This is a genomic window from Gordonia sp. YY1 (assembly GCF_009872315.1).
GTDB lineage: Bacteria > Actinomycetota > Actinomycetes > Mycobacteriales > Mycobacteriaceae > Gordonia > Gordonia amicalis.
Genome location: NZ_WXYI01000001.1, coordinates 259,168 through 275,001, shown reverse-complemented (window position 1 = coordinate 275,001; position 15,834 = coordinate 259,168). Strand labels below are relative to the sequence as shown.

Here is a 15,834-nt window from a genome sequence, read left to right as displayed (position 1 = left end):
GAGTGGGCCGGTTCTGTTGTCTCTCAACCGCTTTCTCCGAACCTGCCGGGAGCGCCCGGAATGCGGCGCGGTCGAAGGGAGTTGAAGACGGCATGGCCTCTCCCATCACAGTCGACATCTGGTCCGACATCGCGTGTCCCTGGTGCTTCATCGGGAAGCGGCGCTTCGAGGCGGGTCTCGCCGGGTTCGCGGGCCGCGACGACGTCGAGGTGACCTATCGCAGCTTCGAACTCGCCCCCGACACGCCCGTCGACTTCGAGGGCTCGGAGATCGACTTCCTCGTGCGGCACAAGGGGATGCCCGCCGCGCAGGTCGAGGGGATGCTCGAGCAGGTCCGCGGGATCGCGGCCGACGCCGGGCTCGACTACGACTTCGACCGCCTCCAGCACACCAAGACCCTGAAGGCCCATGAGGCGCTGCACTTCGCGCGAGCCCACGGGCGCCAGCTCGAGCTGGCGGAACGACTGTTCAGGGCGTACTTCGAGCAGGGCCGGCACGTCGGCCGTCCCGCCGAGATCGCGGACCTGGCCGCCGAGGTCGGGCTGGACCGCGACGCGGTGCTGGCCGCTCTGGAGTCCGGTGACCATGCCGACGCGGTCGCCGCGGACATCGACCAGGCGCGGGCCTACGGGATCAGCGGCGTTCCGTTCTACGTTTTCAACGGCAAGTACGGGGTGTCCGGCGCTCAGCCCGCCGAGACCTTCACCCAGGTCCTGGAAAAGGTCCACGCGGACTGATCGTGTGTGGACCGCCGGGCTCCGCGGGTAAGGCTGCGTGATGCAGACGTTCCTGCCGTACCCGGACTTCCGGCGATCCGCCGAGGCCCTCGACCCCGCGCGGCTCGGCAAGCAGCGCGTGGAGACACTGCAAATCCTGCGTGCACTCGAGCTGTACGACTACGGCTGGGGCAACCATCCGGCGGTCACCATGTGGCGTGGGCACACTGCCGCCCTCGTCTCCTACGGCCTCGCGTTCGTCGACGTCTGGCTACGTGGGGGACGCGCGGACACCACGGCCGCGATGATCGCCGAGTTCGCTCCCGAGGCGGTGGGCGTGTCCCAGTCGGATCTCGCCGACGCCGGTCTCATGCCTCCGTGGCTGGGCGACGACCGTCTTCATCGCAGCCACCGTTCGGCGTTGCTGCGCAAGGACCCGGACTTCTACGTCGGCGAATTCGGCGACGTCCCCGATGACCTCCCGTACTTCTGGCCGGGACCTCCCGCGACGGTCCCCGACCCGGACGACCGGGGGCGAACGGTATGGATCATCCGGGCCTCGTCGACGGAGCAGTACGACGAATTCCGCCGCCGCGACATCGTCGGTCTCGGCGCGGAGTCCGGCATCGACGCCGACGCCGCGATGGCGACCGCCGATGGTCTGCGCGCCCTGCTCAAGGAGTGCAGCCCGGGACGACGGCCGGGCAAGGACCTCCGCGTCCTCGCGTCGTTCGTCGACGACCTGACCCCCGGTGACGAGGTGGCGGTCGTCGATCCCGACGACCCCGAGATCCTTCGGCTCGGGGAGATCGAGGGTGACTACGAATTCACCAGGCGGGGAAAGACTCTCGCACCGCATCGACGGCGCGTCCGGTGGACCGGGACATTGGCACGTGCGTCCGTGTTGCCACCCGCACTCCTGCAGAACCCGCGGACGATGTTCCCGGTGCCGGTAGAGACCGCATGGCCGGACGGGATCGGGAAGCGTGGCCCGTGTGGGTGAATTCGGTGGCTTGTCATAGCGAACCGATGATTGCAGAACGCTATTACGTGGTGGTCGACCCCCCAATTCGTGTCTCGTCTCCGACATAAAGCGGACGCATCCCACGATGTTGAGTATCGTCCGACGTATCCGGATCGATTCCTCTTCGTTCGTATTCCGTTGTCGAGACCGTGGCGCGGTTGAAGTCAGTTGAAGGGACACTGATGTCTGCTGTTGGCGGTGACCGCCACCGACGCCTGACCGTTGCGCTGGTCTCTGTCTTGACAACTGTTGCCGCCCTTGCCATCCCGTCGACGGCTTCGGCTGATGACGGGGTGCATGCGGCCCGTGTCGAGCGGCTGGCCGAAGCCGTCGCGCAAGGTCGTGTCCTCGACCTTGCCGTACATTCGGCATCGATGAGACGAGATGTCCCGGTCCGCGTGCTGGTCCCTGCGGACAGGTCGACACCCCGACCCACGCTCTATTTGTTGAATGGCGCCGGTGGCGGCGAGGGAAACGGTCATTGGTTCGAGCAGACCGATATCGTCGACTTCGTCGATGACAAGAATGTCAACGTCGTCGTCCCCATGCGCGGTGCGTACAGCTATTACACCGATTGGGTGAATGTGGACCCGGTCCTCGGCCGCAACAAATGGACGACCTTCCTGACCAAGGAACTCCCGCCGGTCATCGACGGCGAACTCAACACCACCGGGGTCAACGCCATCGCGGGTATCTCGATGGCGGGAACCTCGGCGCTGAGCCTTGCCGAAGCCGCTCCCGATCTCTACACCGCGGTCGCGTCGTACAGCGGCTGCGCGGAAACGAGCACCGACGTCGGCCGGCTGGCGATCCAGGCGGTGGTCGAACTCCGCGGTGGTGGCGACGTGACCAACATCTGGGGGCCGATCGGGTCGCCGGCGTGGCGAGAGCACGATCCGGTGGTCAACGCCGGCAAGCTCCGCGGGAAGTCGATCTACATCAGCTCGGGTACCGGCCTGCCCGGCCCGCACGACCGGCTCACCGGTGCGGGGATCGGCGGCGACACCGTCATCTACGCCGATCAGATCGCGGTGGGCGGTGTCATCGAGGCAGCGACGCATCACTGCACGCGCAACCTCGAGCGCCGGCTCGATCAACTCGGCATCCCGGCAACGATCGACTACGAACCCGGGACGCACTCCTGGCCGTACTGGCAGGACCAACTGGCCAAGTCGTGGCCGACGCTCGACCGCGCGCTGAATCGTTGACCGCGGCGTGATCGGCCGCCGGTCGCCCGGTTTCCGCCCCGATCTGCCACGATGAGTCGCGTGACGACACCCGGTGCACCGAGCCCGATCGGCAGCCTCCCGAATCTGCGTGACCTGGGCGGCTGGCGGACCGGCGACGGGCGAGTGGTGCGCTCCGGGACGCTGTTCCGGTCGACGGACTTCTCCTCACTCGCCGACTCCGACCTCGCCGCCCTCGCGGGCCTCGGCCTCCGGACCGTCTACGACCTCCGGTCGGCGCATGAGCGGGAGGCCATCCCGGACCCGGCACTGCCCGGCGCCACCGGGATCGGCCTCGATGTGCTCGCCGATGCCCAGATGTCGATTCCGGCCAACATCGGTGCCGTGCTCGCCGATCCGGTGGCGGTCGCCCAGGCCGGTCAGATGCTGGCCGGCGGCAAGGCCCGCGAGATGATCTCCGGTACCTACCGGGAGATGATCACCCTGCCCAGCGCCATCGAGGCCTATGCGGAGTTCTACCGCGGACTGCTCGGCGACGCGCCCAGCCCGATCCTCTTCCACTGCACGACCGGCAAGGATCGCACGGGCTGGGCCGCAGCCGCGTTCCTGACGCTCGTCGGGGTGGGCGAAGAGGACGTCTATCGTGACTACCTGCTGACCAACGAGCGGCTCATCCCGGCGCTGAAGCACATCTTCGACGGCTTCGCGGCAGCAGGCGGCGACCCGCAGCTCCTGGTCGGCGTACTCGGCGTCGATGCGGGATATCTGGATGCCGCGTTCGACGAGGTGCACAGCAGGTTCGGCGGGATCGAAGGGTACTTCGTCGAGGCGCTCGGGATCGGTCCGGGCGAGCAGGAGAAGATCCGCGAGCGGTTCCTCGTCGAAAGCTGACCGGGCACTCTGGCGTGCCGAGCTATGTATAGTTGCATAGACCACTCGGGCCCAGATGAAGGAGCAGGTCATGGCGCCGCATTCCGCCGAATCCGTCATCTCCGGATCGGATGCGCGCGGTCCGCGTGAACGGATGATCGTCCACGCCGCGGACCTGATCGGACGTGATGGTGTCGCCGCGACCTCGATCGGCGACGTGATCGCCGCGAGCGCGGCGCCCCGCGGGTCCATCTACCATCACTTTCCCGGTGGCAAGACACAGCTCATGACCGAGGCCGTCCGCTATGCAGGCGATTTCATCGCCGAACGACTCGCGCGCCGGGCGACGCTCACACCGGCCGAGACGGTCCGCGAGATCGGCGACGTCTGGCGGCGGATGCTGGTCAACACCGATTATCAGTTCGGCTGCCCGGTCATCGCGGGCGGTCTGGCGCGGCGCGGTGAACCCGAGGTCGCCGATGCCGCGGCCGAGATCCTCCGCCGCTGGGCCGATCTCATCACCGCCCGGCTCGTCGTCGACGGCGTGGACAGCGAACGCGCCGACTCGCTGGCCAACCTCGTCGTCGCCGCCATCGAGGGTGCCGTCGCGCTCTGTCAGACTCAGCGCAGCGTCGAGCCGCTCGACCGCGTCATCACCGAACTGGCCGCCCTCTGCGACGCCGCGGTCTATCGGCAGTGACGCCACCCGGCGCCGCCTGAGGCTTTCGAACCCGCAGACCTGGTCATCTGTTCGCCGTTGGCTTGGGGAGGGCTCCGTAGTAGGTTCACGGTGGCGCTACCGCGGTGGTATACGCCGTGAGACGACGCTGGGCCGAGTTCGGGAGGGGATACGATGACGCCGGTCTTCCGGCACGAGCTGGGCTCGGACTTCGACCGCCTCCATCCCAACGTCGCATGGCGTTACGGCATCGATTCCACCTCCGGTGTCGCGCAGATCTGTCACGGGATGTACGAGTCGGTGTACGTGTCCTCGGCGCTGCCCCCGCCGGCTCTCTGGCACTACGCCAAACGGAATGCGCTCCCGTCCAAGACCAGCCGGATGGTTCCGCTCACCCAGGCCTACTACTGCTACACCGACGAGCTGGAGCGGGAATCCCTGGCCGTACTGCGGACCTTCCAGTACACGACCGGTCCGCGCAAGCTCAACTCGCTGCTCGTCGCGGGACGCACCGGACTCGTCGACTACTTCGGCGACGGACCCGAGTTCCTGTATCCGATCGAGCCCTCGGTGACCCCGGGCGGCGAACTGCTTCTCGAGAGCGGGCCGATGCGCTGGCTGGGACGCGGGCCGAAGGTGGGTATGCGCGGACTGTTCACCGCGCAGATGAAGTACATCGAGGGCTGGGACGAGAAGCGCGAACGCTTTCGCTGCGACATGACGGTCCGCAACCCCGTCATCGGCGAGATCATGCATTTCCGCGGTTGGTTCACCGCCGTGGACCAGGCGTGCACGCTCCGCGACATCCCCGACGAGGCGTGGCCGGTGAACCTGGTCGACCGCGAGAGCTGAGTCTCCGCCGCCGGCCGGACCGCGTTTTGGTCAACCGACCAGGATCGGGGCCCGTCGGCCGACGGTTCGTTGTGTGGCCGTGACCGTCGGGCGGTAGGTTCACCCCATGGCTGTCTCCGCGAACATCGAATTCCACGTCGCCGCCCCGGTCTCGGTGGTGATGGAAGTGCTCATGGACATCGAGTCCCTCCCCGACTGGTCGGGCCCGCACAAGGAGGCCGAGATCCTCGACGAGCACGACGACGGCAAACCGAGGACCGTGCGCATGGTGGTCACCGCCGCCGGGATCTCCGACGAGCAGACCTGCACCTACGAGTGGACCGAGACGACCTGCGAATGGCATCTGGTCAAGTCGAATCAGCTCAGTGAACAGCACGGCAAGTACACCGTCACGGAAACCGACACCGGCGCGCACGTGCACTTCGACCTGGGCGTGGATCTCAAGATCAAACTTCCGGGACTGATCGTCAAACGAGCACAGAAGATGGCCGTCGACACCGCACGTAAGGGGCTTTCCGCCGAAGTCGAGAAGCGCGCCATCGGCTGAACGAGCAGTCTGCGCCCCGGGGTCGGCATCCGGACGATGTCGCTCCGACGATCCCCTGGGTGGTCCGCACCGGCCCCGGGTACCCTGGGATCGTCATCTGCCCAGCCGTCGCGTCATGGAGGCCAAATCCTTTGAATATCAACAAATTTGCTGTGCGGGCACTGGTCCTTCTCGCCGGCGGCGCCGGTTGTGTCGCATTCGCCGGATTATCCGGTGAGGGAGTCGCGTCGGCTGTTGCGTGCTCGGCGTCCAACGGGACTCAGATCGAACGGGTCGTGGGTGCCAGCGGATGTGGCGCCAAGGCCGGGTTGGGCAGCCGCGCGATCGCCGAGGACCGCAGCGGCAACGGCACCGCCATCTCCGTGTCGGACAACGGCGGCAACGCATCGTCCTACAACCTGCAGCCCGGGTCGTCGGCGCTCGCGGGTGCCAACTCGCGCGGCGTGGCGTATTCGGTGACCACCGGCCCCAAGGCGTTGTCCATCGCGCAGGCGCGACGCGGCGGCACCACGGTGGCGGTCGGCGGGTGGGGCGGGCAGGCCTACGCCGGACCCGACGGGGCGCAGTGCAGCGGCGGTTTTGCGGCGGGCTTCGACACGATCACCGGAAAGGCTTGCCTGCATTCGGGTTCCATCGATCTGCGGAACTGACCGGGTGATCCGCCCACTGATCTGAGACGAAAACACCCGACGCGGCGCGTCGTTCACCGGCGCGTCGGGTGTTGTCCGCCCAGGCGTCCTATCGTGGGATCGTGACCGATCTCCACGACGCAGACCCCCACATCGGCCCGGACTTCAGTGTCCTGAACGGCCGGGAGGCACTTCAGCAGCTCGTCGACCTGCACGACGTCACGCAGTTCACGGTCAACGACGACGATGACGATGACCCGGTCCTTCTGACGCTGCCCCACCGCAACGTCGTCGACACCTGGCGCCAGGACTATCCGTACTCCGAGCGCATGAGCCGGCGCGAGTACGAGGTCACCAAACGTCGTCTGCAGATCGAACTGCTCAAACTGCAGAAGTGGTCCAAGCAGACCGGGCAGCGGCACCTGCTGGTCTTCGAGGGCCGCGACGCCGCCGGCAAGGGTGGCACCATCAAACGCTTCAACGAACACCTCAACCCGCGCGGTGCGCGCGTGGTCGCGCTGGAGAAGCCCAGCGAGCGCGAGGCGACCGAGTGGTACTTCCAGCGTTACGTCCAGCATCTGCCCGCCGGCGGCGAGATGGTCTTCTTCGATCGCTCCTGGTACAACCGCGCCGGCGTCGAACGGGTGATGGGTTTTTGCAGCCCGCCGCAGTACACCCAGTTCATGTCGCAGGTCCCGGCCTTCGAGAAGATGCTCGTCGACGACGGCATCAATCTGGTGAAGTTCTGGTTCTCGGTGACCCCGCTCGAGCAGCGCACGCGGTTCGCCATCCGGCAGATCGACCCGGTCCGGCAGTGGAAGCTCTCGCCGATGGACCTCGCGTCGTTGGACAAGTGGGATGCCTACACCGAGGCCAAGGAGGCGATGTTCGCCGCCACCGACACCGACCACGCGCCGTGGACGGTGGTGAAGTCCAACGACAAGAAGCGGGCACGCATCAACGCGATGCGGCACGTGCTCAGCCTGTTCGAGTACGACGGCAAGAACCACGAGTTCGTCGGCCGGCCCGACCCACTGATCGTCGGACGTGCCGCCGACGTCGTCGGGGAGTAGCCGTCGGGCGCAGGAGTGGGGGATCGGTAGCCTCGTGGGGTGCGTAGCTTTCTCAGTGCCCTGATGACGCTCGTCGCGATGGCTGCGACCGTGCTCGCGGTCCCCGCTCTCTGGCTCGATCTTCGCATCGTCGACCAGGACGGATTCGTCTCCACCGTGGCGCCGATGGCCGAGAACCAGAAGGTGAAGGACTACCTCGCCGACGAGATAGCCGCCCAGGCCACGGCCCGGACCGATCTCCCGATCGCGGGTGCACTGGTGCGTCCACTGGCCGGCAGATACACCGACAGCGAGCAGTTCCGGCTCGACTTCGCCGACGTCGTCGGTCAGCAGCACGCCTGGCTGTTCACCGAACCCGCCCCGGGCGAGGACACCTCCATCATGCAGCTCGACATCACCGCGATGATCAACCGGGCGCTCAACCTGACCGGTACCCCGAACGAGATCTCGGGACCGGTCGTCGTCGAATTGACCAATGGTGCATCGGGTCTCGAGGCCGGTCGATATGCCGAGGTGGGGAAGCAGATTACCGTCCTCGCCCGGGTGGCGGCAGCGGTGGCGGTCGTCGCCGGGCTCCTCGCTCTGTTGCTGGCCAGACGGCGCAGCACCGTGTTCGCCTGGCTCGGCCTCGGGGCCGTCGCGGCCGGGGTCGCCAGCTGGGCCATCGGAATGTTCTTCGCCGACCGCGCCAAGCAGGAGGTCTCCGGTGCCGAATCGTCGGGTCGGCAGGTGGCCGAACTGATCATCGACGGTGCCTACTCCGACCTCACCCACGTCGCGCTCATCGTCGGCGGTGTGGGGGTCGCGATGTTCGTCGTCGGACTCCTGGGCCGGATGATCTTCGCCGGCCGGCGATGAGCGAGTCGGCGCCTCCGAGGCTCAGTGCCCGGCGAACGCCTCGGCGAGCCACCAGGATCCGCCGTCATTCGTGATCTTGGCGTCGATGACCAGCGGACCGGACGGTTCGGGTGATTCGAGTGATGCGACCCAGCGTCGTACCTCGTCGAGGTCGTCGAACCCGGTGACCGTCACGCCGGTGGCGCCATGGCCGCGGGCGATGGCGGCGATGTCGACCTCGGGAAACGTCACCGTGGTCATGTCGGCGTCGCCGAAGTGGTGTACTTCGGCGCCGTAGGCGGAGTCGTTGTAGACGATCACCACGAGTGGGAGTGCCAGGCGCACAGTGGTTTCCAGTTCGGAGATCGCCATCAGGAAGCCGCCGTCGCCGGTTCCGAGAACCGGGAGCCGACCGGGCTGGGCGACCGCCGCGCCGATCGCGGTGCCCAGCCCGAGGCCGATCGACTGGAATGCCTGGGTGAGGCAGAAGCCGAACTCGTCGGGTACCGAGAGGTGCGTCGACGGGTAGCCCATGAAGTTGCCCGAATCGATCGAGAGAATCCGATCGATGGGCAGGATCTCGTCCAGCGCTATGGTCAAGGAGCGCGGGTCGATCCGTCCCTCGACGGGTTCGGCGGTGACCGGTACGTCCTGCCACCGCGCGGACGCGGCGATCCGCCCGGCGACCTCGGGGGTGCGGTATCCGCTGTGCGTCAGCGGATCACCGGACAGGGCGACGCGCACATCGGCGGCCGTGGCGGCACAATCTCCCACCACGCCGATGTCGACGGGACGGTGCGCACCGATCGCCTCGACCTCGACGTCGACCTGGGCCACGACGGTCTGATCGCCGATGAGGCGGCCGTGACGCATCGTCCACATGTTGAGCGCGCAACCCCACCCGACGATGAGGTCGGCGTCGGAGATGAGTTCGGCGACCATCGGCGACGAGAATCCTCCGGAGATGCCCAGCGAGAACGGATTTCCGGCGAAGAGCCCGTTGGCGACGGCTGAGGTCGCGAGCAGCGCGCCGCCGGCCTCGGCGAGCGCGGCGATCTGCGGTCCGGCCTCGCGGCCGCCCCGACCCGCGACGAAGACCGGTCGACGGGACGCGCGGATGGCCGCGGCGAGGGTCTCGACCGACGTGGTGTCGGGCCGGACCCGCGGCGTCGCAACCGATGCGACGACCGGCCCGGTGATCTCGGCAGGAGCCGCGGCCACGTCGATCGCGACGTTCAGGACGACGGTCCGGCGCTGGGTCACCGCGGTGCGGTAGGCGCGGGTCACGTCGGCGACCACTGTGTCCGGTCCGTGGACGCGGTCGCTGACCGCGCCGACGCTCGTCGCCAGTGCGTCCTGGTCGATCCGGAAGTTCGACCGCAGCGCAGCCGCCGGGGCGTCGGCGGTCAGCACGATCATCGGGGTGCGACTCTTGGCCGCCTCGCCGATGCCGGTGACCGCGTTCGTCAGTCCGCAGCCCTGGTGCACGGTCAGCACGCCCACCCGGCCCGACATACGCGAGTAGGCGTCGGCCATGGATGCCGCACCGCCTTCGTGACGAGCCGCGGTGAACCCGACCCCACCGGCGCGCAACGCATTCGTCATCACGAAGTTGCCGCTGCCGACGACCCCGAAGGCGTGGCCGACGCCCAGGTCGGCGAGAACCCGGCCCACGACGTCGGCGACCGTGGGGCCGTACGTTGCTGCAGTGCCGGTCACGCCGATCAGCTCTCGACGATCGCCAGGACCCGCGACGGGCTACCGGTACCACCGACGATCGGGAGCGGGCTGACGACGATCACGGCGCCGGTCGCCGGCAGCGAACCGAGATTTCGCAGCGAGGTCAGGCCGTACTTGTCGTTGCCGAGGAAGTGGTAGTGGACGGGGAAGGCCGGATCGAAACCACCCGCGAGACCGGCGTCGACGCCGACGGTCTCGACGCCGAGCCCGGTGATCTGTCGTTGCGTGGCCAGCCACTGCGCGCACTCGACCGAGACGCCGGGGGTGTGCGAGCCGGTCTCGTCGGCGTTGAGGAACTCGGCCTCCGACCCGCCGCGCGACTCCCAACCGGTGCGCAGCAGGAGCCAGGCGCCCGGCAGCAGCTCGCCGTGATCGGCCTCCCACGCCTCGACGTCGGCGACCTCGAGCAGGTAGTCGGCGTTGTCGGCGACCTGGGCGGTCAGGTCGAGGACCGCGGCCGGCCCGATCAGTCGCTGCACCGGGATCTGGGAGACGTCGTCACCCTCGCGACCACTGATCCAGTGGATCGGCGCGTCGAGGTGGGTGCCGATGTGCTCCCCGGTGTGGATGTTGTTGTGCCGCCAGTACGGTCCGGGTTCGTTGTAGGCGCTGACCTCTTCGAGACTGAAGTCGATCAGGTTCACGAACGGGGCCGGCAACCGCAGGGCCGGAGTCGAACTCGACAGCGGGGTGGTCAGGTCGATCACCTGCAGGGATCCGTCGGCGAGGCCGGTGAGGAAGCCGGACAGGGCGGTGGCGCTCACTTGCGGGCACCCCGCCAGTTCATACCCCAGCCGTAGGCCTCGTCGATCTTGTCCTGCGCACCGCGGATGTAGCGCACCTCGCGGTTGATCACCAGTTCGCCGCGGCGGTTCTCGAGCAGCGCGATGGCGCAGGAGATGGCGGACTGGTCGGCCTCGTCGAGACGGACCTCGATCTCCGGGCCGCTGACCGGGGACAACGTGACGACGCCGTTGGCGCTCGCCCAGTTCGGGGTGCCCTCGTAGATGTAGGCGAAGATCAGGATTCGACGGATCTGGTTGGTGGCGGAGAGGTCGATGTACATGTTCTCGCCGCCGGCGCCGCGCCGGTCGTCACCGTCGAGGTAGATGATCGGTTGTCCCTGGCGGGGTGCCTGGAATGAGTTGCCGAGGGCCTGGACGATTCCCTTGCTGCCGTCGGTGAACTCCCACAGGCAGGCGAGGTCGAGGTCGATGCCCTTGGCCTTGCGGAACAGGCCGCCGCCGGAGGAGTTGGCGGTCCAGCTGAGGTTGACGCGGACCTGACCGGTGGTCGCGCCCTGCTTGCTCAGGGAGATACTCGGCGCCGACTTGGTCAGGGTGATCTTGGAGAGCGACACCGGCTGGGCGGGCGGCTGCTGACCATAGCCGGGAGCCGGTGCCTGCTGGCCGTAGCCCGGTGCGGGTGGAGTCGATGGGGGCTGCGCAGGCGATTGCGGCGGTTGGGCTTTCGGACGCTTGGTGTAGTCGATCCCCATCTCGTTCCCTCATCTCGTCGTGCTGACATCGTCGTCGGTGCCGGCGATCTGCTGCCCAGGGTAGTGGAGAGTCGACGGCGTCAGCAGCCGCGTGCTGGTCACCTTCGACGCGCACCGCGGAGATCGGCGGTAACTCGAGTCCCGCTGAGGGGTGTCCGAGGGCATCCTGCCCTCGGACGTCACTCTCGGGGACGCGAACTCCGGAGCTTGCGGAGGCGGCGTCGCTCTTTCGGATCGGGGAGCAGGTGGTTGTGCGCTTGTCGCGCCTCATGGATCAGGACTCGGGAGCCAGCTTCCGCCACAGGAACTCGAAGGCGAGTGCGGTCTTGAACGCGGCCTGCTTGTTGTCCGCGGCGCCGCCGTGCCCGCCCTCGATGTTCTCGTAGTACATCACCTCGTGGTCCGTCTCCTCCAGCCGCGCAACCAGTTTGCGGGCGTGGCCGGGATGGACGCGGTCGTCCCGGGTGGACGTCGTCACGAGGATCGGCGGGTACGAGACATCCGGATCGATGTTCTGATAAGGCGAGAACGGCTGCATGAACTCCCACTGCTCGGGATCGTCGGGGTCGCCGTACTCGGCAACCCATGACGCGCCTGCGAGCAACAGGTGGTAGCGCTTCATGTCGATCAGCGGGACCTGGCACACCAACGCGCCGAAGAGCTCCGGGTATCGGGTGAGCATGACGCCCATGAGAAGTCCGCCGTTGGAACCACCCTGTGCGCCGAGCTGTTCCGGAGTGGTGAGTCCGCTGTCGACGAGAGCCCCGGCGACGGCAGCGAAATCCTCGTACACCAGGTGGCGTCCGGCCTTCTGGGCCTGCGTGTGCCAGGAGGGTCCGTACTCGCCGCCGCCGCGGATGTTCGCGATCACGTAGGTGCCACCGCGTTCGATCCAGTTCTTGCCGGAGATCGACAGGTAGTTCGGGGTGAGCGAGTTCTCGAAACCGCCGTAGCCGTACAGCAAGGTGGGGCCGGTGGTCACGTCCCGGCGGCGGATCACGAAGTAAGGGATCTGGGTCCCGTCCTCCGATGTCGCGAAATACTGTTCGGCGATCACCGATTCGGAATCGAAGAACGTCGGGCTGCGCTTGATGACCCGAGGACTGGTGCCGTCGCTGTGCAGCAGACTCGGCGGATCGGTGAACGAGGCGGCCATCCAGAACACCTCGTCGCTCTCGTCGGGATCGGTGTCGAGAACCGACACGGTGGCGAGGTCCGGGAGGCCCGGGAAGTCGATGACCTTCCAGCTGCCGAGCTCGCGCACCTCGACCCGGGTGTGCACATCGTGCAACGTCACGATGATGAGATGTGAACGCGTGTAGGCATAGTCGACGAGGCTTATGTGCGCGTCCGGGGTGAACAGCACCGCGGCCTCGCGGCCACCGGCACGGTAGTCGTCGTAGTCGAACGCGAGCAGGGTGCCCGGCGCGTGGGTCGTACCGGCGACCTCCCATTCCGACCGCGTCATCACCAGCAGCCAGTTCATCCGCACCCCGGCGTGAGCGTCGGTCGGGACGTCGATCAGTTCCGGTTCGCCGTCGCGCAGTTCGAACAACAGGGAGTTGAAGAAGTCCGTCGAACGCGAGACGAAGTGCCGCTCGAACCCGGGGGTGTCGTCGTAGGTCGCGTGCACCGACACGTCGCTCTTCTCGCCTGCGAAGACCGTGATGGCGTCCTCGAGCGGCACACCCCGCGACCAGCGCTTGACCACGCGGGGATAGCCGGAGTCGGTCAGCGAGCCCACACCGTCCGGCTGTTCCCCGAAATCTGTTCCCACGTAGACGGTGTCACGGTCGATCCAGCGCACATTCGACTTGTTCTCCGGCAACGTGAAGCCATCGGTGATCCACTGCCGCGACGGGATGTCGAACTCGCGGATCACGCTGGCGTCGGCACCACCCCGGGACAGCGACACCAGCGCGCGCTCGTACTCGGGCCGGAGCACCGTCGCGCCCGACCACACCCAGTTCTCGTCTTCGGTGCGAGCGAGTTCGTCGATGTCGAGAATGATCTCCCATTCGGGCGCGTCGGTCACGTAGGACTCCAGCGTCGTACGTCGCCAGAGCCCGCGAGGATTCGCCGCATCGCGCCAGAAGTTGTAGAGGAACTCGCCGCGACGCCGGACGAACGGGATGCGGTCGTCCGTGTCGAGGATCGCCAGGGCCGACGCCTCCATGTCGCGGAAGCGGTCCGACGACGAGAGCGTCTCGACGGTGGGTTCGTTGTGGGAGCGCACCCACGTCAGCGCCTCGTCGCCGGTGACGTCCTCGAGCCAGAGGAAGGGATCGTCGATGCTGGTGGAGATGCCGTCGGCCTGCTCGGTCATGGCGTCAAACTTACGCGGGCCGGGTGCCGGTCACGGATGTTGCGGGGCCGCGCGCGGTACGTCTGTGCCTCGCTCGGCCGAGATCGTGCCGATGAACTGGGGAATCGCGACCTGGCGACGCACCACGCGGTATCTTCTCTGCGCGAGGATGAGGAGATCCGCATGCCCACTTTCGATTCGGCCCCCGTCCGGCGCCACGGCCGTGTTCGCGGCCACATCCCCGGCAGTTTCCCGCGACGACACGCTCCCCGATGGGGGCGGGTGCCGGTGGCGGTCTGCGCGGCGCTCTCGGTGATCGCCCTCGTGGCCGCCTGTGACAGCGGGTCCTCCGGTACCGGCTCCCCGCCGACCGAACCGTCGGGGTCGTCGGCGTTGGTGAACCCGAACGCCGTCGTCGCGAGGCCGTTGCCGGCCGACGCGGTGGACAAGGCCGTCGGACAGCTCGACGGGCTCGTCGAGTCGCTGATGTCGTCGACCGGGTTGCCGGGTCTGGCGGTGGCGGTGGTGTCGGGCGGTGAGACCAAGTATGCGAAGGGATTCGGGGTCAAGGACGTGACCACGGGTCAGAAGGTCGATCCCGACACCGTCTTCCAGCTCGCGTCGGTGTCCAAATCCGTCGGGTCGACGGTGGTCGGCGCGGCGGTCACGGACAAGACCGTGGCCTGGGACATGCCCATCGTCGACGGGCTGCCCTGGTTCGCGCTCTCCGATCCGTACGTCACCCGCACGGTGACCGTCGGGGACATGTACTCGCACCGATCCGGACTGCCGGACCACGCCGGCGACAAACTCGAGGACATGGGTTATTCGCGGACCGAGGTTCTCCAGCGGCTCCGCTTCATGCCTCTCGACCCGTTCCGGATCAGCTACGCCTACACCAACTTCGGCGTGACCACCGGCGGTGAGGCGGTTGCCGCGAAGGCGGGCAAGGACTGGCCGACGCTGTCGCAGGATCTCATCTACGGACCACTGGGCATGACCAGCACCAGTTCCCGCTACGCGGATTTCGAGAAGCGGACCGACCGTGCCGTCGGGCACATCAAGCTCGACGGCAAGTGGGCCAAGACCACCATCCCTCGTGACCCCGATGCCCAGACACCGGCCGGTGGGGTCAGCTCGACGGTCAACGACATGGCCATCTGGCTGAAGATGGTTCTGGCGCAGGGCAAGCACGACGGCGCGGAGATCGTCGCCCCGGACGCACTGTTGCCCGCGGTGTCGCCGCAGGTCGTGTCGAGTCCGCCGGCGAACCCGGACACGCGTGCCGGTTTCTACGGCTACGGCTTCAACGTGGGCGTGACGGCCGACGCCCGCACCCAGTTCAGCCACGCCGGCGCGTTCGCGTCCGGTGCGGGCACCGTGTTCTCGATCCTGCCGTCGGCGGACACGGCGATCGTCGTGCTGTCCAACGCCGCACCCATCGGCGCGGTGGACGCGCTGGCCGCCGAGTTCATGGACCTCGTGCAGTTCGGCGAGATCCGCAGCGACTGGCGCAAGCTCTATGCCAAGGTCTATGCGCCCCTCAGCGTGCCGAACGGCGAGCTCGTCGGGAAGCAGCGTCCGGCGAATCCCACGCCGTCACAGCCGTTGCCGACGTTCGTGGGCACCTACGCGAATGCCGTATACGGACCGGCCGTGGTCGTCGAACGGGACGGCAAGCTGTTCCTCGAGATGGGTCCGGGCGGCGTCCGCAAACACGAACTCGCCCATTGGGACCGCAACACCTTCACCTTCACCCTGCACGACGAGAACGCCGAGATCGGCACGATCTCGCAGGTGACCTTCGACGGTCCGAAGATGACGGTCGAGTACTACGACGACGAGGAGAGCGACGGGGTCTTCCTGCGGAGGTGAGA

General features: G+C 67.5%; 16 protein-coding genes. 11 read left to right on the top strand and 5 right to left on the bottom strand.

Annotated features, from left to right (window positions below):
- Window positions 1–92: 92 nt before the first annotated feature.
- Both BPODLACK_RS01285 and BPODLACK_RS01280 read left to right on the top strand, forming a co-directional pair.
- Window positions 93–737, top strand: coding sequence for a DsbA family oxidoreductase (locus BPODLACK_RS01285; protein ID WP_159404544.1), 645 nt, complete (start codon window positions 93–95; stop codon window positions 735–737).
- 40 nt (window positions 738–777) lie between these two features.
- Window positions 778–1,719, top strand: coding sequence for an MSMEG_6728 family protein (locus tag BPODLACK_RS01280; RefSeq protein WP_159404543.1), 942 nt, complete (start codon window positions 778–780; stop codon window positions 1,717–1,719).
- A 185-nt stretch (window positions 1,720–1,904) separates the two neighbouring features.
- On the opposite strand, the gene BPODLACK_RS23380 is transcribed toward BPODLACK_RS01280, so the two are convergent.
- Window positions 1,905–2,105, bottom strand: a complete 201-nt coding sequence (locus tag BPODLACK_RS23380; protein ID WP_236577593.1) for a hypothetical protein — start codon at window positions 2,103–2,105, stop codon at window positions 1,905–1,907.
- Here BPODLACK_RS23380 and BPODLACK_RS01275 point away from each other — a divergent pair.
- The 8 genes from BPODLACK_RS01275 (at window position 2,034) to BPODLACK_RS01240 (ending at window position 8,435) form a co-directional block, all read left to right on the top strand.
- Complete coding sequence (locus BPODLACK_RS01275; protein WP_236577589.1) at window positions 2,034–2,948, top strand: alpha/beta hydrolase; 915 nt, start codon at window positions 2,034–2,036, stop codon at window positions 2,946–2,948. The genes BPODLACK_RS23380 and BPODLACK_RS01275 overlap by 72 nt on opposite strands.
- A 51-nt stretch (window positions 2,949–2,999) precedes the next feature.
- Complete coding sequence (locus BPODLACK_RS01270; protein ID WP_159404541.1) at window positions 3,000–3,818, top strand: tyrosine-protein phosphatase; 819 nt, start codon at window positions 3,000–3,002, stop codon at window positions 3,816–3,818.
- A 70-nt stretch (window positions 3,819–3,888) separates the two neighbouring features.
- Window positions 3,889–4,497, top strand: a complete 609-nt coding sequence (locus BPODLACK_RS01265; RefSeq protein ID WP_159404540.1) for a TetR/AcrR family transcriptional regulator — start codon at window positions 3,889–3,891, stop codon at window positions 4,495–4,497.
- A gap of 153 nt (window positions 4,498–4,650) precedes the next feature.
- Window positions 4,651–5,328 (top strand): DUF4166 domain-containing protein, encoded by a 678-nt coding sequence (locus BPODLACK_RS01260; protein ID WP_159404539.1) that lies wholly within the window; start codon window positions 4,651–4,653, stop codon window positions 5,326–5,328.
- A gap of 106 nt (window positions 5,329–5,434) precedes the next feature.
- Complete coding sequence (locus tag BPODLACK_RS01255) at window positions 5,435–5,875, top strand: SRPBCC family protein (RefSeq protein ID WP_159404538.1); 441 nt, start codon at window positions 5,435–5,437, stop codon at window positions 5,873–5,875.
- Window positions 5,876–6,006: 131 nt separating this feature from the next.
- Window positions 6,007–6,525, top strand: a complete 519-nt coding sequence (locus BPODLACK_RS01250) for a DUF6764 family protein (RefSeq protein WP_159404537.1) — start codon at window positions 6,007–6,009, stop codon at window positions 6,523–6,525.
- 101 nt (window positions 6,526–6,626) lie between these two features.
- Window positions 6,627–7,577, top strand: coding sequence for a polyphosphate kinase 2 (gene ppk2, locus BPODLACK_RS01245; protein ID WP_159404536.1), 951 nt, complete (start codon window positions 6,627–6,629; stop codon window positions 7,575–7,577).
- Window positions 7,578–7,640: 63 nt separating this feature from the next.
- Window positions 7,641–8,435, top strand: a complete 795-nt coding sequence (locus tag BPODLACK_RS01240; protein WP_159404702.1) for a hypothetical protein — start codon at window positions 7,641–7,643, stop codon at window positions 8,433–8,435.
- Between the two features lie 21 nt (window positions 8,436–8,456).
- On the opposite strand, the gene BPODLACK_RS01235 is transcribed toward BPODLACK_RS01240, so the two are convergent.
- The 4 genes from BPODLACK_RS01235 to BPODLACK_RS01220 all read right to left on the bottom strand — a co-directional run bounded on the left by BPODLACK_RS01235 (window position 8,457) and on the right by BPODLACK_RS01220 (window position 13,978).
- Window positions 8,457–10,133: a thiamine pyrophosphate-binding protein gene (locus BPODLACK_RS01235; RefSeq protein ID WP_159404535.1), complete on the bottom strand. Its 1,677-nt coding sequence runs from the start codon at window positions 10,131–10,133 to the stop codon at window positions 8,457–8,459.
- 5 nt (window positions 10,134–10,138) lie between these two features.
- Window positions 10,139–10,918, bottom strand: coding sequence for a cyclase family protein (locus tag BPODLACK_RS01230; RefSeq protein WP_159404534.1), 780 nt, complete (start codon window positions 10,916–10,918; stop codon window positions 10,139–10,141).
- The gene (locus tag BPODLACK_RS01225; RefSeq protein ID WP_159404533.1) at window positions 10,915–11,652 is read right to left on the bottom strand and encodes a TerD family protein; all 738 of its coding nucleotides are present in this window, start codon (window positions 11,650–11,652) and stop codon (window positions 10,915–10,917) included. Before BPODLACK_RS01225 ends, BPODLACK_RS01230 begins: the two co-directional genes overlap by 4 nt.
- Window positions 11,653–11,926: 274 nt before the next feature.
- Window positions 11,927–13,978, bottom strand: a complete 2,052-nt coding sequence (locus BPODLACK_RS01220; RefSeq protein WP_159404532.1) for a prolyl oligopeptidase family serine peptidase — start codon at window positions 13,976–13,978, stop codon at window positions 11,927–11,929.
- Window positions 13,979–14,140: 162 nt separating this feature from the next.
- Here BPODLACK_RS01220 and BPODLACK_RS01215 point away from each other — a divergent pair, with 162 nt between their 5' ends.
- Window positions 14,141–15,832, top strand: coding sequence for a serine hydrolase (locus BPODLACK_RS01215; protein ID WP_412768037.1), 1,692 nt, complete (start codon window positions 14,141–14,143; stop codon window positions 15,830–15,832).
- Window positions 15,833–15,834 lie beyond the last annotated feature (2 nt).

Bases quoted from the DNA above. Each gene is read 5' to 3' on its own strand.
- BPODLACK_RS01220 (WP_159404532.1), bottom strand. From the start codon at position 13,978: ATGACCGAGCAGGCCGACGGCATCTCCACCAGCATCGACGATCCCTTC.
- BPODLACK_RS01215 (WP_412768037.1), top strand. From the start codon at position 14,141: ATGCCCACTTTCGATTCGGCCCCCGTCCGGCGCCACGGCCGTGTTCGC.
- BPODLACK_RS01270 (WP_159404541.1), top strand. From the start codon at position 3,000: ATGAGTCGCGTGACGACACCCGGTGCACCGAGCCCGATCGGCAGCCTC.
- BPODLACK_RS01260 (WP_159404539.1), top strand. From the start codon at position 4,651: ATGACGCCGGTCTTCCGGCACGAGCTGGGCTCGGACTTCGACCGCCTC.
- BPODLACK_RS01265 (WP_159404540.1), top strand. From the start codon at position 3,889: ATGGCGCCGCATTCCGCCGAATCCGTCATCTCCGGATCGGATGCGCGC.
- BPODLACK_RS01255 (WP_159404538.1), top strand. From the start codon at position 5,435: ATGGCTGTCTCCGCGAACATCGAATTCCACGTCGCCGCCCCGGTCTCG.
- BPODLACK_RS01280 (WP_159404543.1), top strand. From the start codon at position 778: ATGCAGACGTTCCTGCCGTACCCGGACTTCCGGCGATCCGCCGAGGCC.
- BPODLACK_RS01225 (WP_159404533.1), bottom strand. From the start codon at position 11,652: ATGGGGATCGACTACACCAAGCGTCCGAAAGCCCAACCGCCGCAATCG.
- BPODLACK_RS01285 (WP_159404544.1), top strand. From the start codon at position 93: ATGGCCTCTCCCATCACAGTCGACATCTGGTCCGACATCGCGTGTCCC.
- BPODLACK_RS01240 (WP_159404702.1), top strand. From the start codon at position 7,641: ATGACGCTCGTCGCGATGGCTGCGACCGTGCTCGCGGTCCCCGCTCTC.
- BPODLACK_RS23380 (WP_236577593.1), bottom strand. From the start codon at position 2,105: ATGTACGGCAAGGTCGAGGACACGACCTTGCGCGACGGCTTCGGCCAG.